General features: G+C 31.1%; 13 protein-coding genes. 9 read left to right on the forward strand and 4 right to left on the reverse strand.

The annotated features are described in order from the left end of the window. Positions 1-43: 43 nt before the first annotated feature. Both clpA and surE read left to right on the forward strand, forming a co-directional pair. Positions 44-2,263, forward strand: coding sequence for an ATP-dependent Clp protease ATP-binding subunit ClpA (clpA, locus tag ABXT51_RS01605; protein ID WP_416695839.1), 2,220 nt, complete (start codon positions 44-46; stop codon positions 2,261-2,263). Then, positions 2,263-3,009, forward strand: a complete 747-nt coding sequence (gene surE, locus ABXT51_RS01610; RefSeq protein WP_416695840.1) for a 5'/3'-nucleotidase SurE — start codon at positions 2,263-2,265, stop codon at positions 3,007-3,009. The genes clpA and surE overlap by 1 nt, the downstream gene beginning before the upstream one ends. Here the strand turns inward: surE and ABXT51_RS01615 are convergent. Beyond that, entirely contained in the window at positions 3,003-4,670 is a 1,668-nt protein-coding gene (locus ABXT51_RS01615) for a glutamine--tRNA ligase/YqeY domain fusion protein (protein ID WP_416695841.1), read from the reverse strand. The two genes, surE and ABXT51_RS01615, sit on opposite strands and share 7 nt — an antisense overlap. Before the next feature lie 104 nt (positions 4,671-4,774). Between ABXT51_RS01615 and waaC the strand changes: the two genes are divergently transcribed. Together waaC and ABXT51_RS01625 are read left to right on the forward strand one after the other, a co-directional pair. Beyond that, positions 4,775-5,779, forward strand: coding sequence for a lipopolysaccharide heptosyltransferase I (gene waaC / locus ABXT51_RS01620; protein ID WP_416695842.1), 1,005 nt, complete (start codon positions 4,775-4,777; stop codon positions 5,777-5,779). Then, positions 5,776-6,942: a nucleotide sugar dehydrogenase gene (locus tag ABXT51_RS01625; protein WP_416695843.1), complete on the forward strand. Its 1,167-nt coding sequence runs from the start codon at positions 5,776-5,778 to the stop codon at positions 6,940-6,942. Before waaC ends, ABXT51_RS01625 begins: the two co-directional genes overlap by 4 nt. Positions 6,943-6,979: 37 nt before the next feature. Here ABXT51_RS01625 and gmhB read toward each other — a convergent pair whose 3' ends face one another. Further along, positions 6,980-7,507: a D-glycero-beta-D-manno-heptose 1,7-bisphosphate 7-phosphatase gene (gene gmhB, locus ABXT51_RS01630; protein ID WP_416695844.1), complete on the reverse strand. Its 528-nt coding sequence runs from the start codon at positions 7,505-7,507 to the stop codon at positions 6,980-6,982. A 66-nt stretch (positions 7,508-7,573) separates the two neighbouring features. On the opposite strand from gmhB, the gene ABXT51_RS01635 reads away from it, so the two are divergent. The 3 genes from ABXT51_RS01635 (at position 7,574) to ABXT51_RS01645 (ending at position 10,920) form a co-directional block, all read left to right on the forward strand. After that, entirely contained in the window at positions 7,574-8,776 is a 1,203-nt protein-coding gene (locus tag ABXT51_RS01635) for an O-antigen ligase family protein (RefSeq protein ID WP_416695845.1), read from the forward strand. After that, positions 8,757-9,848 carry a glycosyltransferase family 9 protein gene (locus tag ABXT51_RS01640; RefSeq protein WP_416695846.1) on the forward strand — a complete coding sequence of 364 codons (1,092 nt, stop codon included), beginning with the start codon at positions 8,757-8,759 and terminating at the stop codon, positions 9,846-9,848. The genes ABXT51_RS01635 and ABXT51_RS01640 overlap by 20 nt, the downstream gene beginning before the upstream one ends. A 217-nt stretch (positions 9,849-10,065) precedes the next feature. Then, complete coding sequence (locus ABXT51_RS01645) at positions 10,066-10,920, forward strand: glycosyltransferase family 9 protein (protein WP_416695847.1); 855 nt, start codon at positions 10,066-10,068, stop codon at positions 10,918-10,920. Here the strand turns inward: ABXT51_RS01645 and ABXT51_RS01650 are convergent. Both ABXT51_RS01650 and ABXT51_RS01655 read right to left on the reverse strand, forming a co-directional pair. Beyond that, positions 10,886-12,289: a mannose-1-phosphate guanylyltransferase/mannose-6-phosphate isomerase gene (locus tag ABXT51_RS01650; RefSeq protein ID WP_416695848.1), complete on the reverse strand. Its 1,404-nt coding sequence runs from the start codon at positions 12,287-12,289 to the stop codon at positions 10,886-10,888. The genes ABXT51_RS01645 and ABXT51_RS01650 overlap by 35 nt on opposite strands. Next, complete coding sequence (locus tag ABXT51_RS01655) at positions 12,286-13,077, reverse strand: glycosyltransferase family 2 protein (RefSeq protein ID WP_416695849.1); 792 nt, start codon at positions 13,075-13,077, stop codon at positions 12,286-12,288. The genes ABXT51_RS01650 and ABXT51_RS01655 overlap by 4 nt, the downstream gene beginning before the upstream one ends. Positions 13,078-13,144: 67 nt before the next feature. On the opposite strand from ABXT51_RS01655, the gene ABXT51_RS01660 reads away from it, so the two are divergent. Together ABXT51_RS01660 and ABXT51_RS01665 are read left to right on the forward strand one after the other, a co-directional pair. Further along, entirely contained in the window at positions 13,145-13,930 is a 786-nt protein-coding gene (locus tag ABXT51_RS01660) for a glycosyltransferase family 2 protein (protein WP_416695850.1), read from the forward strand. Further along, entirely contained in the window at positions 13,927-15,009 is a 1,083-nt protein-coding gene (locus ABXT51_RS01665; RefSeq protein ID WP_416695851.1) for a glycosyltransferase family 9 protein, read from the forward strand. The genes ABXT51_RS01660 and ABXT51_RS01665 overlap by 4 nt, the downstream gene beginning before the upstream one ends. Positions 15,010-15,142 lie beyond the last annotated feature (133 nt).

The following is a 15,142-nucleotide window of genomic DNA, read 5'->3' on the forward strand; positions in this document are numbered from 1 at the left end:
TAAAATTAAAGATTAATTGAGTTAATAACTAAAACAGTACTTTATGATTGAACAAGGATTACAGCAAGAGATAAATATGGTGATGACTGAGGCTAGAAATCGTCGTCTTGAGTTTGTAACGGTAGAGCATTTACTGCTCGCCCTTCTTAATATGGATGAAGTTATTGCATTTCTTCGAGGTAAGCGAGTTAACATCGACGAACTTAGGGCTGAGCTTGATCAATATATTGACTCACACACTCCTATTATTTCTGATGACGCTGAAATAGATATCGTTCCAACAGTAGGCTTCCAAAGAGTTCTCCAAAGGAGTGTTTATCAGGCGCAGTCTGCACAAAAAAATTCTGTTAATGCGATGAATGTCTTTGTTAGTATTTTCTCTGAAAAAGAATCACACGCTGTTTACATGCTTAAATTAAATAATATTTCTAGATTGGATGTTATGGAAGGAATTTCTTCTCACCTAGCTGATAATCCAGTTGAAGAAACAAAAAAAGTTGAAGGTGATAAGCAAGCTAAGCCATCCTCTTTAGAGGCTTTTACAATTAATTTGTGTAAAAAGGCTAGACTTGGTGAAATTGATCCTCTTCTTGGGAGAGAGGAAGAGGTGCTTAGAACTGTTCAAATTTTATCAAGAAGGCGTAAAAATAATCCATTACTTGTTGGCCAGGCTGGTGTGGGTAAGACTGCAATTGCTCAAGGCTTAGCAAAGAGAATAGTAGATGGTCAGGTTCCTGAAATTCTTAAGAATACAACTATATATTCTTTAGATGTTGGCGTTTTAATCGCTGGCACAAAGTATCGGGGTGATTTTGAAAAGCGCTTAAAGTCAGTGCTGACAGATTTAGAGAAAGTTAAAAATTCGGTTCTTTTTATTGATGAAATTCATACTTTAATTGGTGCAGGAAGCGTTTCTGGTGGTTCTTTGGATGCATCTAACCTTCTTAAACCAGCACTTGCTGATGGATCACTTAAGTGTATAGGGTCTACAACTTATGAGGAGTATCGTAAGATTTTTGAAAAAGATCATGCGCTTACAAGGCGCTTTCAAAAAGTAGATATTGAGGAGCCTTCAGTCGAAGATACAATTAAAATTTTGCATGGACTTAAAAAATACTATCAATCACACCATAAGGTTAAATATTCAGCAGCATCTTTAGTTTCAGCAGCAGAGTTAACGCATCGACATATTGGAGACAGGCGTCTTCCAGATAAGGCTATTGATGTCATTGATGAGGTTGGTGCTCTTCAACAGATACTTCCTAAATCAAAACGTAAAGTCAATATTGGCGTTCCTGATATAGAAAATATTGTTGCTAAATTAGCTCGCATTCCTTCTCGTCAAGTTACTAGTGATGATAAGTCTTTGCTTAAAAGCCTAGAGAGTGATCTTAAGTTAGGAGTATTTGGCCAAGATAATGCTGTTGAGTCTTTATCAACTGCTATTAAACTTTCTCGCTCAGGACTTTCTCCAGTTGAGCAACCAATGGGGTCTTTTTTATTTGCTGGCCCTACAGGAGTAGGTAAAACTGAAATTTGTAAACAACTATCAAGAATCATGGGCGTCAAATTATTGAGATTTGATATGTCTGAATATATGGAGAGACATGCTATTTCTAAACTTATAGGTTCTCCTCCTGGCTATGTTGGATACGACGAAGGAGGCCTGTTAACGGAGGCAGTAAATAGTAATCCTTATGCGGTTCTTTTATTGGACGAGATTGAAAAAGCACATCCTGATATTTTCAATATCCTATTACAAGTCATGGATCATGGAAAGCTTACTGATTCTAATGGCCGTGAAGTTGACTTTAGTAATGTAATACTCGTTATGACTTCTAATGTTGGAGCTCAAAATGTTCAAAGAGCCTCCATTGGATTTAATGAGCAAGATCATTCCCTTGACTATGAAGGTGAGCTTAAAAAAATATTCACTCCAGAATTCAGAAACCGACTTTCAGAAATTATCTACTTTAATAAACTTAATGAAGAGACTGTTGTCTATGTAGTCAACAAATTTCTTTTTGAGCTTGAAGATGTCCTTGAAAAAAAGAATGTCTCATTAATTGTTTCAGATTTAGCTCGAAAATGGTTTGCAAAAAATGGTTATGACTCTATGATGGGTGCACGTCCAATGATGAGATTAATTGAAAGAGAAGTTCGTAAACCTCTCGCTGACGAACTTCTTTTTGGTAAATTAAGCTCTGGTGGAATAGTTAAAGTAGGTGTTAGTAAAGATAAGATTGCCTTAACAATTAGTTAATGAGAATTCTTATAAGTAATGATGATGGCTACCAAGCTAAGGGCATCAAGCAGCTTACAAAATCTCTGAGTGAAATTGCAGAAGTGATTGTTGTTGCTCCAAGTGAGAATAAGTCTGCAGCAAGCAGTTCATTAACCCTTGGAAGACCATTAAAACCAATTCAAATTGAGAAAAACATTTATGCAATCGATGCAACGCCTACTGATTGTGTTCATTTGGCATTGTGTGGTTTTATAAAGGAATCAATTGATTTAGTTGTAACCGGTATCAATTTTGGGGCAAATATGGGTGATGATACTATTTATTCTGGAACTGTTGCAGGGGCTATAGAAGGGCGATTTTTAGGACTTCCATCAATTGCAATCTCCCTAGCTAGTTGGGAGTGTAATCACTTCGAGACAGCGGGAGAAATTGCCAAGAGATTAGTTGCTCAAATTAATAAATCTGAAATATCCCACAACACCATTATTAATGTTAATGTTCCAGATATTCCTCTTAGCGAAATTAAAGGAATTAAAAGTACTTACCTAGGAAGTAGATATAAATCTGAACCAAGTATTAAGGATAAAGAGGATGCATCTCTTTATTGGATTGGTGAAAATGGAAAGGAAGCTAACAATTCAGAGGGTACAGATTTTCATGCAATTTCTAATAACTTTGTTTCAGTCACTCCTCTTCAGATTGATACAACGAACTACTCCGAAGTAAAGCGAGTGAATGACTGGGTTCAACAAATGGATTATTGACTCCAGGTATCTTTCAGTCCAACTGTTTTATTAAATACTAATCCTTCAGACTCACTATCTCTACAAAAGTAACCTTCTCGTTCAAACTGGTATGCTTCTTCGGCCTTTGCATTTGATAAACTTGGCTCTATAAATCCATTTTTTATCTCAAGAGAGTTTGGATTAATTGAAGATGATAAATCATCAAAGTTAGTGGGATTTGATTCTAAAAAAAGGCGATCATATATTCTAAATTCAGCACTAAGGGCTCTGCTAGACTCAACAAAGTGAATAACACCCTTAACTTTTCTGCCATCAGATGGATTTTTACCTAGTGTCTCTGAGTCATAAGTACAATAGACAATCTCTACATTACCATCTTTATCATTATCAAAATGAGTTGCTTTGACAACATAGGAATTTCTAAGACGGACCTCTTTATTTATTGCTAGTCGTTTATATTTGTTATTTGGGGCTAGTTCATTAAAGTCATTTTTATCAATATATATCTCACGACTAAAGAAAATTTCTCTAGTTCCCATTTCTTCGTTTTGCGAATGAACCGGAACCTTAAGAGACTCAATTTCGCCTTTAGGATAATTTTCAATTACTAACTTAATAGGTCTTATGACAGCCATTGACCGTGGAGCAGAATTATTTAAGTCATCCCTAATTGACGATTCTAAAATTGAAATATCAGTTAAGCTATTAACTTTAGAAACTCCAATTCTCGCAGAAAAATCTCTAATTGATGCTGGTGTGTATCCCCTTCTTCGCAATCCTGAAATAGTTGGCATCCTAGGATCATTCCAGCTATTGACATGATTTTCATCTACCAAGAGTTTTAATTTTCTTTTAGACGTTGTTGTGTACTCTAGATTTAAACGAGAAAACTCATATTGGTGAGGTCGATTAATGGTATTAAAATTATCTAAATTCTCTAAAGTCCAGTCATAAATTCTTCGATTATCCTGAAACTCTAGGGTACATATTGAATGAGTAATACCTTCAATGGCATCACCAAGGCAATGAGCAAAATCATACATTGGATAAATACACCAATCATCATTTGTCTGATGATGTGCTTTAAATTGGATGCGATATAGAGTTGGATCACGCATACACATAAAACTTGAAGACATATCAATTTTAGCTCTCAATACACATTCACCTTCCTTAAATCCACGTGCTTTCATCTTTCTAAAAAGTACTAAATTTTCTTTAATACTTGTCTCACGATAGGGACTATTTTTCCCAGATTCTTTAAGTGTTCCACGATATGTCCGAGTTTCATCACTACTTAAAAAGCAAACATATGCCAAACCTTTGGAAATTAGCTCTTCAGCACATTTGTAAAATATATCAAAGTAACTAGAGCTAAATTTAACTTCACCACCCCAACTAAACCCTAACCATTCAACATCTTTTTTTATAGAATTAACATATTCAATATCTTCTTTAGCAGGGTTAGTATCGTCAAATCTTAAGTTGCAAGAACCATCATAGTCAATTGCAGTTCCAAAGTTAAGACAAATAGACTTGGCATGACCAATATGTAGATAGCCATTTGGTTCAGGCGGAAAACGAGTCTTGATACTAGTATGTTTACCAGCTGAAATGTCTTTATTTATAACATTACGTATGAAATTAGTTGACAAATCTTCTTTATCTTGAGACTTCATTTATATTAATTATGAGGTTTATATGGCTTTAGAAATTATATCATTAAAAGCATTAATTTAATATGTTGCGCTTCAAATGCCTATGACGTTGTAAAATAGTTTTCATGAAAATTGCTATAGTTAAACTCTCTGCGTTAGGCGATATTGTAAATGCCATGGTAGTTTTACAATTTATCAAAAAATATAATCCAAATATAATGATAGATTGGGTAGTTGAAAAGTCATATGAGGAGCTTCTTTCTAATAATCCAAGCATCAATGAGGTTCATACAGTCAATTTTAAACTGGCAAAACAAAAAAAATCTTTGCTATTTTTTTTTAAAGAGATTAGAAGAATTCGTCAATTTGGAAAGTTTGATTTAGTCATTGATATGCAGGGACTTATAAAATCAGCATTTGTAAGTCGTCTTATATCCTCTAATAAAACTGTTGGTTTTCATCACTCTTCTTCTAGAGAAAGTATTTCATCTATCTTTTATAGTCATAAATTCAAAATGGATTATAAAGAAAATATAATTTTGCGTAATTTGTCTCTTGTTGCTAATTCGTTAGATTTTATTTTTAACAAAAATGAGATAAAAAATAAAGAACCATTTTTATATCCTAATAAAAAATATGTACCTAGTAGTTTTTCCATAAGCATGAAAAACATTATTTTAATTCCTGGAGCTTCTCATCCCTCTAAATGTTATCCAATAGAAAGTTATGTTGAAGTAATTAAAAAAATTGATGCAAATTTTATAATTATTTGGGGAAGTGATAGTGAAAAGCTGATAGCTGAGAAGATCAAGAAATTATATCCAAGTGTGAATATTTCTAAAAAAATATCCATAGATGAGTTGATTTCTTTAATTAAGCAATCAGATATGATCATTGGATCAGATACTGGTCCAAGTCATATTTCTTGGGGACTAAACGTTCCATCACTAATGTTATTTGGCTGTACACCAGGATATAGAAACACTTATGAAACAAGGCTTAACAAAATTATCAATTCTGACTCGATAGTAAACCCATTAAAAATAAATAAAAATGATTATTCAATTTCAAAAATAGATGCTAATGAAATAGTTAAAATAGCAACTTTAATTTTAAGTAATTCCAAATGAACATTACAATAATAGGTTCAGGTTATGTTGGGCTATCTAATGCTGTTTTATTGGCTCAAAATAATAGCGTTATAGTTCTTGATATAATCTCTGAAAAAATTGATCTCTTGAATCGTTTTGAATCTCCAATAGATGATGATGAAATTAAGGATTTTTTAAAGAAAAAAAATCTCAATCTTAAAGCTACAATGAATAAAAATGAGGCGATTAAAGATGCAGATTTTGTTATTATTGCCACACCAACTGACTATGATCCTTCAACACAATGTTTTGATACTAAAACTGTTGAGCTTGTTGCTCAAGATGTTATTAGTATTAATTCAACTGCAATTATTGTAATCAAGTCAACTGTCCCTGTAGGTTTTACTAAATCCTTGAAGGATAAGTTAAATTTTAACAATATTATTTTTTCACCAGAATTCTTAAGAGAAGGTAGGGCTCTCCATGACAATCTTTATCCATCAAGAATAGTTATTGGTGAAAAATCTGAACGTGCAAATATCTTTGCTAATCTGTTAGTTGAAGGTGCTCTTAAAGATAATATTGAAGTGTTATTAACCAACTCAACTGAAGCAGAGGCAATTAAATTATTTTCTAATGCGTATCTTGCTATGCGAATTGCTTACTTTAATGAATTAGATTCTTATGCTGAAGTTCATAATTTAAATAGTAAACAAATAATTGATGGAGTTGGACTAGATGCTAGAATTGGTTCAGACTATAACAATCCATCTTTTGGTTATGGTGGATATTGCTTACCAAAAGATACAAGACAGCTCTTAGCTAATTATAAAAATGTACCTAATAATATAATCTCTGCAATTGTTAACTCCAACTCTACGCGTAAAGACTTTATTGCTGATTCTATTATTCAGAAAATGCCAAAAGTAGTTGGAATTTATCGTCTTATTATGAAGGCTAACTCAGATAATTACAGAGACTCATCTATTATTGGAATTATTGAGCGATTAAAAGATAATAATATTGAAATTTTAATTTATGAGCCTTCAATTAATAAAAAAACTTTTAAAGGAGTAAAAGTTTTATCAAATTTGAATGAGTTTAAAAATATATCTAATCTAATAATTGCAAACCGAACTTCAGATGAGATAAGTGATGTAATGTCAAAAGTATATACACGGGATATATTTAATGACAATTAACTTTTTAAATAGACATAATGCTCTTATAGCTCAATATTTAGTTTTTTATTACCTGGCTAGATTCTTTGATTGAGGTAAGAAAGAAATGCGCTGAAGAAGATTCTTTATCGATGATATGTCCACTACTTACTAGGATAGTGTTACTAATTCCAGAAGCAATAGCGGCTTGAATGTCTGTTTCTTTGTCTCCAATCATCCAGGATTTCTTCATATCAATATCATAAGTTTTTTGTGCTTCCAAAAACATTCCTGGCATTGGCTTTCTGCAGTTACACCCATCATCAGGACTATGAGGGCAATGAATTGAATCAAGTATATTGATTCTTTTTTCTTTAAATTGATCTATCAACCACCTTGTTAAAATCTGGTAATCATCTTCAGAGTAATATCCTCTTGCAATACCTGATTGATTTGATACTATTATAATTTGATAGCCTAATTTTTTAAAAGAAATACAGGCTTCAAAGATACCGTCAATAAACTTAAATTCACTTATTTTATGAAGGTAATTTACTTCATGATTTATTACACCATCACGGTCAAGAAAAATTGTCTTAATAGCCATATATTAAAGTAAGTATAATCAATTCCAAATAAAGTTTCTACTCTAAATTTTTAAATAAAGGAAGGTATGAAAGAACAATTTTTCTTAAGCAAGGTCTATCAATTTTTATTAGTATTTTTAGCCTTCCTTCTTCCTTTAACAGTATTTGGGGCTAACCTAATTATTGTTTTAATAGTTTTAATATGGCTTTTTTCTGGAAACTATAAGCTGAAATATCGTAAGATAATCAGCAGTAAATTTTTAATTGCAAGTGGATTATTTTATCTTTTACATGTTGTTGGCCTAATTTGGACTTCAGATTTGAAATGGGGTTTTGAGATGCTCCATAAAATGTGGTATTTTATTCTTCTACTTCCAGTTCTTTATACAATTGTACAAAAAAAATACATCAAATACTACATTACTTCTTTTTTAGTAGCTATAAGCTTTTCAGAGCTGGTCTCTTACTTAATATGGTTTGAAATTATTCCACCTTTCAAGATGGCCAGTGTCTCTAACCCAGTTCCTTTTATGAGCCATGTTTCATATAATCCTATTTTAGCTTTTGCAATATATTTAGTGGCCCATGAAATGTTTTTGAACAAAGACTTAGATAAATTTAAGTTTTTTATGTATAGTTTTTTTGCAACAACTATGACTATTAATATGTTTATTACTGGAGGACGTTCAGGACACGTAATGTTTTTTGCTATGATTGCTATATTGATATTTCAATTTTTCAAAGCTGAAAAAATTAAATCACTAATTACTATTTCAATTCTAATTCCTGGGATATTTTTTATTGCTTATCAATCTAGCACATTATTTGAAAATCGAGTTAATGCTGCGATTAATGATGTAGTGACATATGAAATTAATTCCAATACTTCTGTAGGAAAAAGAATTGATTATATGGTTAATTCATTTGATATTATTAAGAAAAACCCTTTCATAGGAGTTGGTACAGGAGATTTTCCTAATGAATTTTTGAAAGTCAGCATCATGAATGCCAACCGTGACTTTATTAGAACTGATAATCCACACAATATGTATAACTTAGTAGTTATTCAGTTTGGACTTTTAGGACTGCTAAGTTTTTTATCAATTTTTTATTATCAAATTAAGCAGTCTTTTCAATCTCCTAGCAGGTTTATGAGGGATGTTGGAATTACTCTTCCTTTGCTATTTCTTTTAATTATGTTTGGAGAAAGCTATCTCCTTGGTCATTACACAACTTTACTATACGTTTTTTTTAGTTCTTTTATATACAATGACTTCAAAGAATACTAATAAAATTTTACTGATCATTCAAAGATCGAATGGTGATGTTTTATTAAGTCTTTCTCTTATTAAGGCTTTGTTTGAAAATTTTAATCAACCACAGATTGATATATTGGTTAATGACGATACGATTCTAGTTGCAAAAATTTTGCCTTTTATAAATCATATTTATACTTTTTCATATCTAAAAAAACAATCAAGTAGATTTAAGCAAGAGCAAAACCTTATTGCATCTATATTTAGAAAATATGATTTAAGTGTTAATTTGACATCAAGTGATCGAAGTGTTATCTATGCTCTTTTAGCTAGTAAAAAATCAATAAGTGCAGTTGAAAAAAATCATGCAAAATCTTGGTGGAAAAAATATTTTTTATCTTTTTATTACTATTTTGACTCATCAAAGCACATATTGTTAAATAATTTAGAGCCTTTAAACTTATTAAATATTAACCATGAAAAGATTCAAGAGCCAATCAAAAGTTCTGCCGAGACTCATTCAATTGTTGGAAGTATGCTTAAGAAAAAAGGAATAAATAAGTATATTATCTTCCATCCTTCTGCACAGTATTTATACAAAATTTATCCAAAACATCTGAGGGATAGATTTCTTTTTTTGCTTAATTCGCTAGATGTGCCAATTTTAATTACTGGAACCAATAATCAGATTGATTTAAATATAAAAAATGAACTACCATCATTGCCAAATATTTATGATTTCATTGGGGAAACAAGCCTAGAGGAGTATATTGCTCTGAGTCAAACTGCTCTAGCATACATTGGTATGGATACTCTCAATACGCATATTGCAGCAAGTCAGAGTAAGCGTATTTTTGCAATTTTTGGGCCTACAAATTTATCTATGTGGTCTCCATGGTCAAATGCCTTAAAAACTGGAACTACACAAAATAACCCACTTCAAACTTATGATAATATAACAATTTTTCAAGCATCATTTCCATGTGTTTCGTGTGGAAAAGCGGGTTGCAATGATAAGAATGGAAGGAGTGAGTGTCTTTATGTCATTATGCCTGAAAAGATTTTTAATGAAGTAAGTTATTGGTATAAAAATGTTAGTATTTAATAGAAGTTATAAGTTGCCTTTTAAATATGCAATTCCAACTTATACGAAACAATACTTAAAGAAAAAAAATATTTATCAACGGTTTATTAAATTTTTTAAACGGTATATTTTTATTGTACTAAAAGGCCAAAAAAATCTTGAAACTTTTTCTATTCATCCTTGTCATCATAAAATTCTTTGGATAAATTTATCTGCATCAAGCCTAGGGGACAGCTTAATGGATTTATCAAGCAGGGTGATGCTTTCAGATAAAAATGTTGATTTATTTACTAATAAAAAAAATAAACATATTTACCAGAGTGATGAAATTTTCAATAATATTTTTTCTCAAATAAATGAGATGCAAGATATTAAATATAATCTTGTCATTCTAGATTCTTATAGTACCAGGAGCATTAAGGTCAAGTCATTAATTGCTCCAAAGTCACCCTATGTTGGAATGTTTGGTTATTTTAATGGACCCGAAGTGAATCGAATTCTTTTTAGTTTCCATCAAATGAATAATTTACTTGGTAATAATTTAAATGAGAGTGAAATTAATAAGATAGCAAAAAATTTTATAACAATTTCAAAACCTGACAAGTTAATTGTTAATGACATTGTAGCTGAAAATTATATTGCTATTGCATTAGGCGGCGAATGGCCATATAAAACTTATACAAAATGGGATGAAGTAATTGAACAAATAATTGATCAGAATCAGGACTTAGGTATTATTTTAATTGGATCTGATAATGCGTTAAAACAATCATTAGAAATTATAAAGAAATTTTCAGAACATAATTTTTTAAATTTTGTTGCAAGACTTACTTTCAATCAGACCATTGAAGTAATTAGGAAATCAAAATTATTCTTATGTTGTGATGGAGGCTTGCTTCATGGTGCGACAGCAGTAAATGCTAATACGCTGGCTCTCTTGGCAAGACTTACTCCAGAAATGTTACTAACAAAAAACACTTCAGCTTTTAGTTTGTATGATGCTAATAATGTAAATACAATTTCAGTTAATGACATTCTGTCAAAATACCATGAGGCCTTTAATCTCTTTCATAGTCGTCCTCAAGACGAATGATATCATCTTCACCTAGATAATCGCCTGTTTGAACTTCAATAATTTCTAAATCAACTGCGCCTTCGTTTTCAAGCCTATGAACTTCCCCTTTAGGAATATATGTTGATTGATTTTTTTCTAGATTGTAAATTTTATCCCCACAAGTAATTTTTGCAGTTCCACTCACTACAACCCAGTGCTCCGATCTATGTTTATGTTTTTGAAGGGAAATTTTTTCACCTGGTTTAACGCAAATTCTTTTTGCTTGAAAGCCATCACCAACATCAAGTGAATCATAATATCCCCAAGGTCTAAAAACTTTACGATGATTAACAGCTTCTGGACGATTTTGATCTTTCAGCTTAGCTACAATATTTTTGATATTTTGAGAGTATTCTTTACTTGTAACTAATAATGCATCACTTGTATCAACTATAATTAGACCTGAAACTCCAACTGCTGAAACTAATCTATTTGAACTATAAGCAAATGTATTTTCAACATTGTCCAGAATAACGTCGCCTTCAACAACATTCCCTTCAGTATCTTTTAATTTAGAGCTCATTAGACTTTCCCAAGACCCAACATCATTCCAATTTGCATCTAATGGAACTACAACTGAGCTTTTAGTATGCTCCATAACTGCATAATCAATTGAAAGTTCAGGACACTTTAAGAACTCTTCATTTATAAGGCGAATAAAGTCATGATCTTGCCGCTCATCTTTGAGAGAATTTTTACAACAAGCAAGAATCTCAGGTGCAAATTTTTCTAATTCTTGAAGGTATATTGAACTTTTGAACATAAACATCCCACTATTCCAGAGATATTTTCCAGATTTAAAGTATTTGTTAGCATTAGTTTGGCTTGGTTTTTCTTTGAAAGATTTAATATTATAGAATTTAGAGTTTAAATTCATTTCAGCTTCAATATAGCCATAGCCAGTTTCAGCCTTGTTTGGTAATATTCCAAAAGTAACAAGTTTATTTTGAATTGCAAGAGTTTCAGCTATTTTAATTGCTTCATGAAAAGATTGTGTATCTTCAATCATATGGTCTGCTGGAAGCACAAGTAATATTGGATCCTCAGAGGAGCTATAAAGTTTTAGTGCAGCTAACGCTATTGCTGGGGCAGTATTTTTACCAATAGGTTCTAAAATAATTCCAGTTGATAATTTATTAATTTCTCGAAGCTGTTCGGCTGCTAAAAACCGATGATCTTCATTGCAAATTATAATAGGATCTTTGGCTTCTTTGGGGAGACGTAAAATAGTATCTTGAAAAAGAGTAGTATCATTACCCAAGCTAATGAACTGTTTTGGCTGAAGTTTTCGAGATAGAGGCCAGAGCCTTGTTCCGCTTCCTCCAGAAATAATAATAGGTGCAATCATTTATTAATTTTTTGTATTATATTTGATTTTGGAGGCTTCCAATCAGCTTGAACTTCTGATAACTTTACATAACGATAAAAAGTTCCTTCAAAGTTTCCAAATGCTATAACAAACCCCGCACCACCATCTAAAAAACCAAGTTTAAAAATGTAATGTTTTATAAATGACCAGCTTCCATGAATAAAGCCTTTAAGAACACTACCATTTATTCCTCTGTCTTGTAGTTTTGACACACCAAGAGTTGAGTACCGATTTGCTTTATAAATTACTTCTTCAGTATTTTTAAAGGGAAACTGCCATAAATTATTTTTAAGAACACCAATTTTTTTATCACTATGGCTTATATAGCCTTCATGAACTGGCATAGAGTCATAAGACATTTTTCCAGATCTAAATAGTTGAGGCTGTCTATAGTTTGGATACCAGCCTGAGTGTTTTATCCACTTACCCATAAAATAGTTTTTTCTGGGAATTTTGAAAATATCAATTGAGGTAGTCTTTATTAAAGATAATATTTCATCTCTTACAACTTCAGTACATCTTTCATCAGAATCAATGCTAAGAATCCAATCTTTAGTGCAATAAGAAATCGCTTTATTTCTTAAGTTTCCATAGCCACTAAAGGGTATCTGGACAACTTTAGCACCTAAACTTTCAGCAATTTCAGTTGTACCATCAGTACTATTTGAGTCAGCAACAATAATTTCATCTGCCCATAAGACGCTGTTAATGCAATCTCTGATTTTATCAGCTTCATTAAAGGCAATAATATAGACCGAAATTTTCATTATTAGTTGTAAGCAGCAATGTGTGGTTAAATGTTACCCAATTACTGAGTGTTTTTTTAACAAATAAATGAGTATCAGTCTAATAGTTACTACTTATAACCGTCCTGAAGCTTTAATACTAGTTCTTAAAAGTGTTGAGTGTCAAATACTGCCTCCTTCTGAAGTAATTATTGCAGATGATGGAAGTGATGTGCAAACTAAAGATCTAATTTCTGAATTCAATTCACAGTCAAATTTAGAAATAATACACTCCTTTCAGGAGGATCTAGGTTTCAGAGCTGCTGAAGCAAGAAATAAGGCTATATCAATTTCTAAAAGTGACTATATTATATTGGTAGATGGTGACATGGTTCTTCATCCAGAGTTTGTTGCTGACCATCTCAAAAATGCTAAATTTGGTTTTTTTATTCAAGGCTCTAGATCTCTACTTACAGAAAAAAAAACAAAAGATGTAATTATCAGACATCAGTTAGTTTTTAATTTTTTATCTAGTGGCTTGAATAATCGCTTCAATTCAATCCACTCAAATTTTTTATCTAAGTTTTTTTCAACTAAAAAAAATTATTTAAAGGGTATAAAAACCTGCAATATGTCCTTTTTTAAAAAAGACTTTATTAGTGTTAATGGGTTTAATAATGAATTCAAAGGTTGGGGTCGCGAAGATAGTGAATTTATTGTCAGATTACTAAATAAAGGCATTAATCGAATAACACTTAAATTTTCAGCAATACAATATCATCTTTGGCATGATGAGGCAGATAGAAAGGCTTTAGCAGTAAATGATAAGCTTCTTCAAAAAGCTGTGACTGAAAATCTTGATTGGTGCGACCAGGGCATTAATAAGTTTTTATGATAGTTACAAATTATTTGAAAGCATTGCTTCTAAGTGGTATCACGAAGAAAAAAAATATTAAGTTTGATGTTAAAAAATCTTCAAAAGTTTTAATGCTTCGTTATGACAGAATTGGTGATATGGTTATAACAACTCCTGTTTTTAGGGAATTAAAAAAATCGTATCCGAACATTGAAATTAACGTTTTAGCTAGTCAAGCTAATCATATGATTTTAAAAAATAATCCTTATATTGATAGTATTTATTTAAATAATAAAAATAATATATTTTTAGATTTGCCAATACTATTTAAGTTGAGAAAGAAAAAAATAGATGTTTGTTTTGAGTTTGATCATTCTGTTGTAAGGCATGCTATTATTAGATTAAAAATAATTAATCCTAAGAAGGTTATTTCAGTTGAGAAGACTGGAAGATATGGTTTACATGGCTCTAAGTTACAAATTTATGATTACTATACTGAAAAACCAAAAGATAATCATTTTAGAGATATTTGGTTAGCTACTCTAAAGCCTTTTAATGTGATGCCTGAATCAAAACGATACGATATATTTTATGATGATTTGCAAAAAAATATAGCAATTAATTTTCTTAGTCAGTACCCAAATAAAATATTAATAGGCATTAATTTAGAAGGCGCGGTTAAAGGTAAAAAAATTCATTACATAGAATTAATAGATATATGTAAAGGTCTTCATAAAATAAATCGCAACATTCAAATCATTATTCTTTCTACTCCGCAGAAGGAGCAAAGTGTAAAAGAAATGTTAGTCAATATGAGGCTAGATTATGTTTCAATAGCTTATAGGACAAATAATATTCTTGATGCATCAGCGTTGATTGATAATTTACATTTAATTATTACACCAGATACAGCCATTGCTCATATTGCGTCAACTTTTAATATACCAGTTATAACCATTCATGAAAATAATGATGAAAGTTATAAATTATTTGCACCTACGAGTGATTTAAATAGAACTGTATTTTCAGCCAATAGTAAGAGTCTTGAAGGGTTTTCTGTAGAATCAATTTTAGTTCATGCAAATGATTTAATGAAGTTGATTAAAAGTGAAAGATAGAGCTATTTAAATTTAGTATTTATAAACTTTGCATCCGATAAAAAATAAGGAATATCCAAATAATGATTTTTAGTAGTTTTGAGTTTATTTTTTTATTTCTTCCATTGACTTTTTGTTTATATTTTTATTTAAA

It is taken from the genome of Candidatus Pseudothioglobus sp. Uisw_050_01, from assembly GCF_048085775.1.
Taxonomy (GTDB): domain Bacteria; phylum Pseudomonadota; class Gammaproteobacteria; order PS1; family Pseudothioglobaceae; genus Pseudothioglobus.

What these genes read in the sequence shown, in the direction of transcription:
- gmhB (WP_416695844.1), bottom strand. Translation starts at nt 7,507, where the DNA reads ATGGCTATTAAGACAATTTTTCTTGACCGTGATGGTGTAATAAATCAT.
- waaC (WP_416695842.1), top strand. Translation starts at nt 4,775, where the DNA reads ATGAAAATTGCTATAGTTAAACTCTCTGCGTTAGGCGATATTGTAAAT.
- surE (WP_416695840.1), top strand. Translation starts at nt 2,263, where the DNA reads ATGAGAATTCTTATAAGTAATGATGATGGCTACCAAGCTAAGGGCATC.
- ABXT51_RS01615 (WP_416695841.1), bottom strand. Translation starts at nt 4,670, where the DNA reads ATGAAGTCTCAAGATAAAGAAGATTTGTCAACTAATTTCATACGTAAT.
- ABXT51_RS01655 (WP_416695849.1), bottom strand. Translation starts at nt 13,077, where the DNA reads ATGAAAATTTCGGTCTATATTATTGCCTTTAATGAAGCTGATAAAATC.
- ABXT51_RS01625 (WP_416695843.1), top strand. Translation starts at nt 5,776, where the DNA reads ATGAACATTACAATAATAGGTTCAGGTTATGTTGGGCTATCTAATGCT.
- ABXT51_RS01660 (WP_416695850.1), top strand. Translation starts at nt 13,145, where the DNA reads ATGAGTATCAGTCTAATAGTTACTACTTATAACCGTCCTGAAGCTTTA.
- ABXT51_RS01645 (WP_416695847.1), top strand. Translation starts at nt 10,066, where the DNA reads ATGGATTTATCAAGCAGGGTGATGCTTTCAGATAAAAATGTTGATTTA.
- ABXT51_RS01640 (WP_416695846.1), top strand. Translation starts at nt 8,757, where the DNA reads ATGACTTCAAAGAATACTAATAAAATTTTACTGATCATTCAAAGATCG.
- clpA (WP_416695839.1), top strand. Translation starts at nt 44, where the DNA reads ATGATTGAACAAGGATTACAGCAAGAGATAAATATGGTGATGACTGAG.
- ABXT51_RS01650 (WP_416695848.1), bottom strand. Translation starts at nt 12,289, where the DNA reads ATGATTGCACCTATTATTATTTCTGGAGGAAGCGGAACAAGGCTCTGG.
- ABXT51_RS01665 (WP_416695851.1), top strand. Translation starts at nt 13,927, where the DNA reads ATGATAGTTACAAATTATTTGAAAGCATTGCTTCTAAGTGGTATCACG.
- ABXT51_RS01635 (WP_416695845.1), top strand. Translation starts at nt 7,574, where the DNA reads ATGAAAGAACAATTTTTCTTAAGCAAGGTCTATCAATTTTTATTAGTA.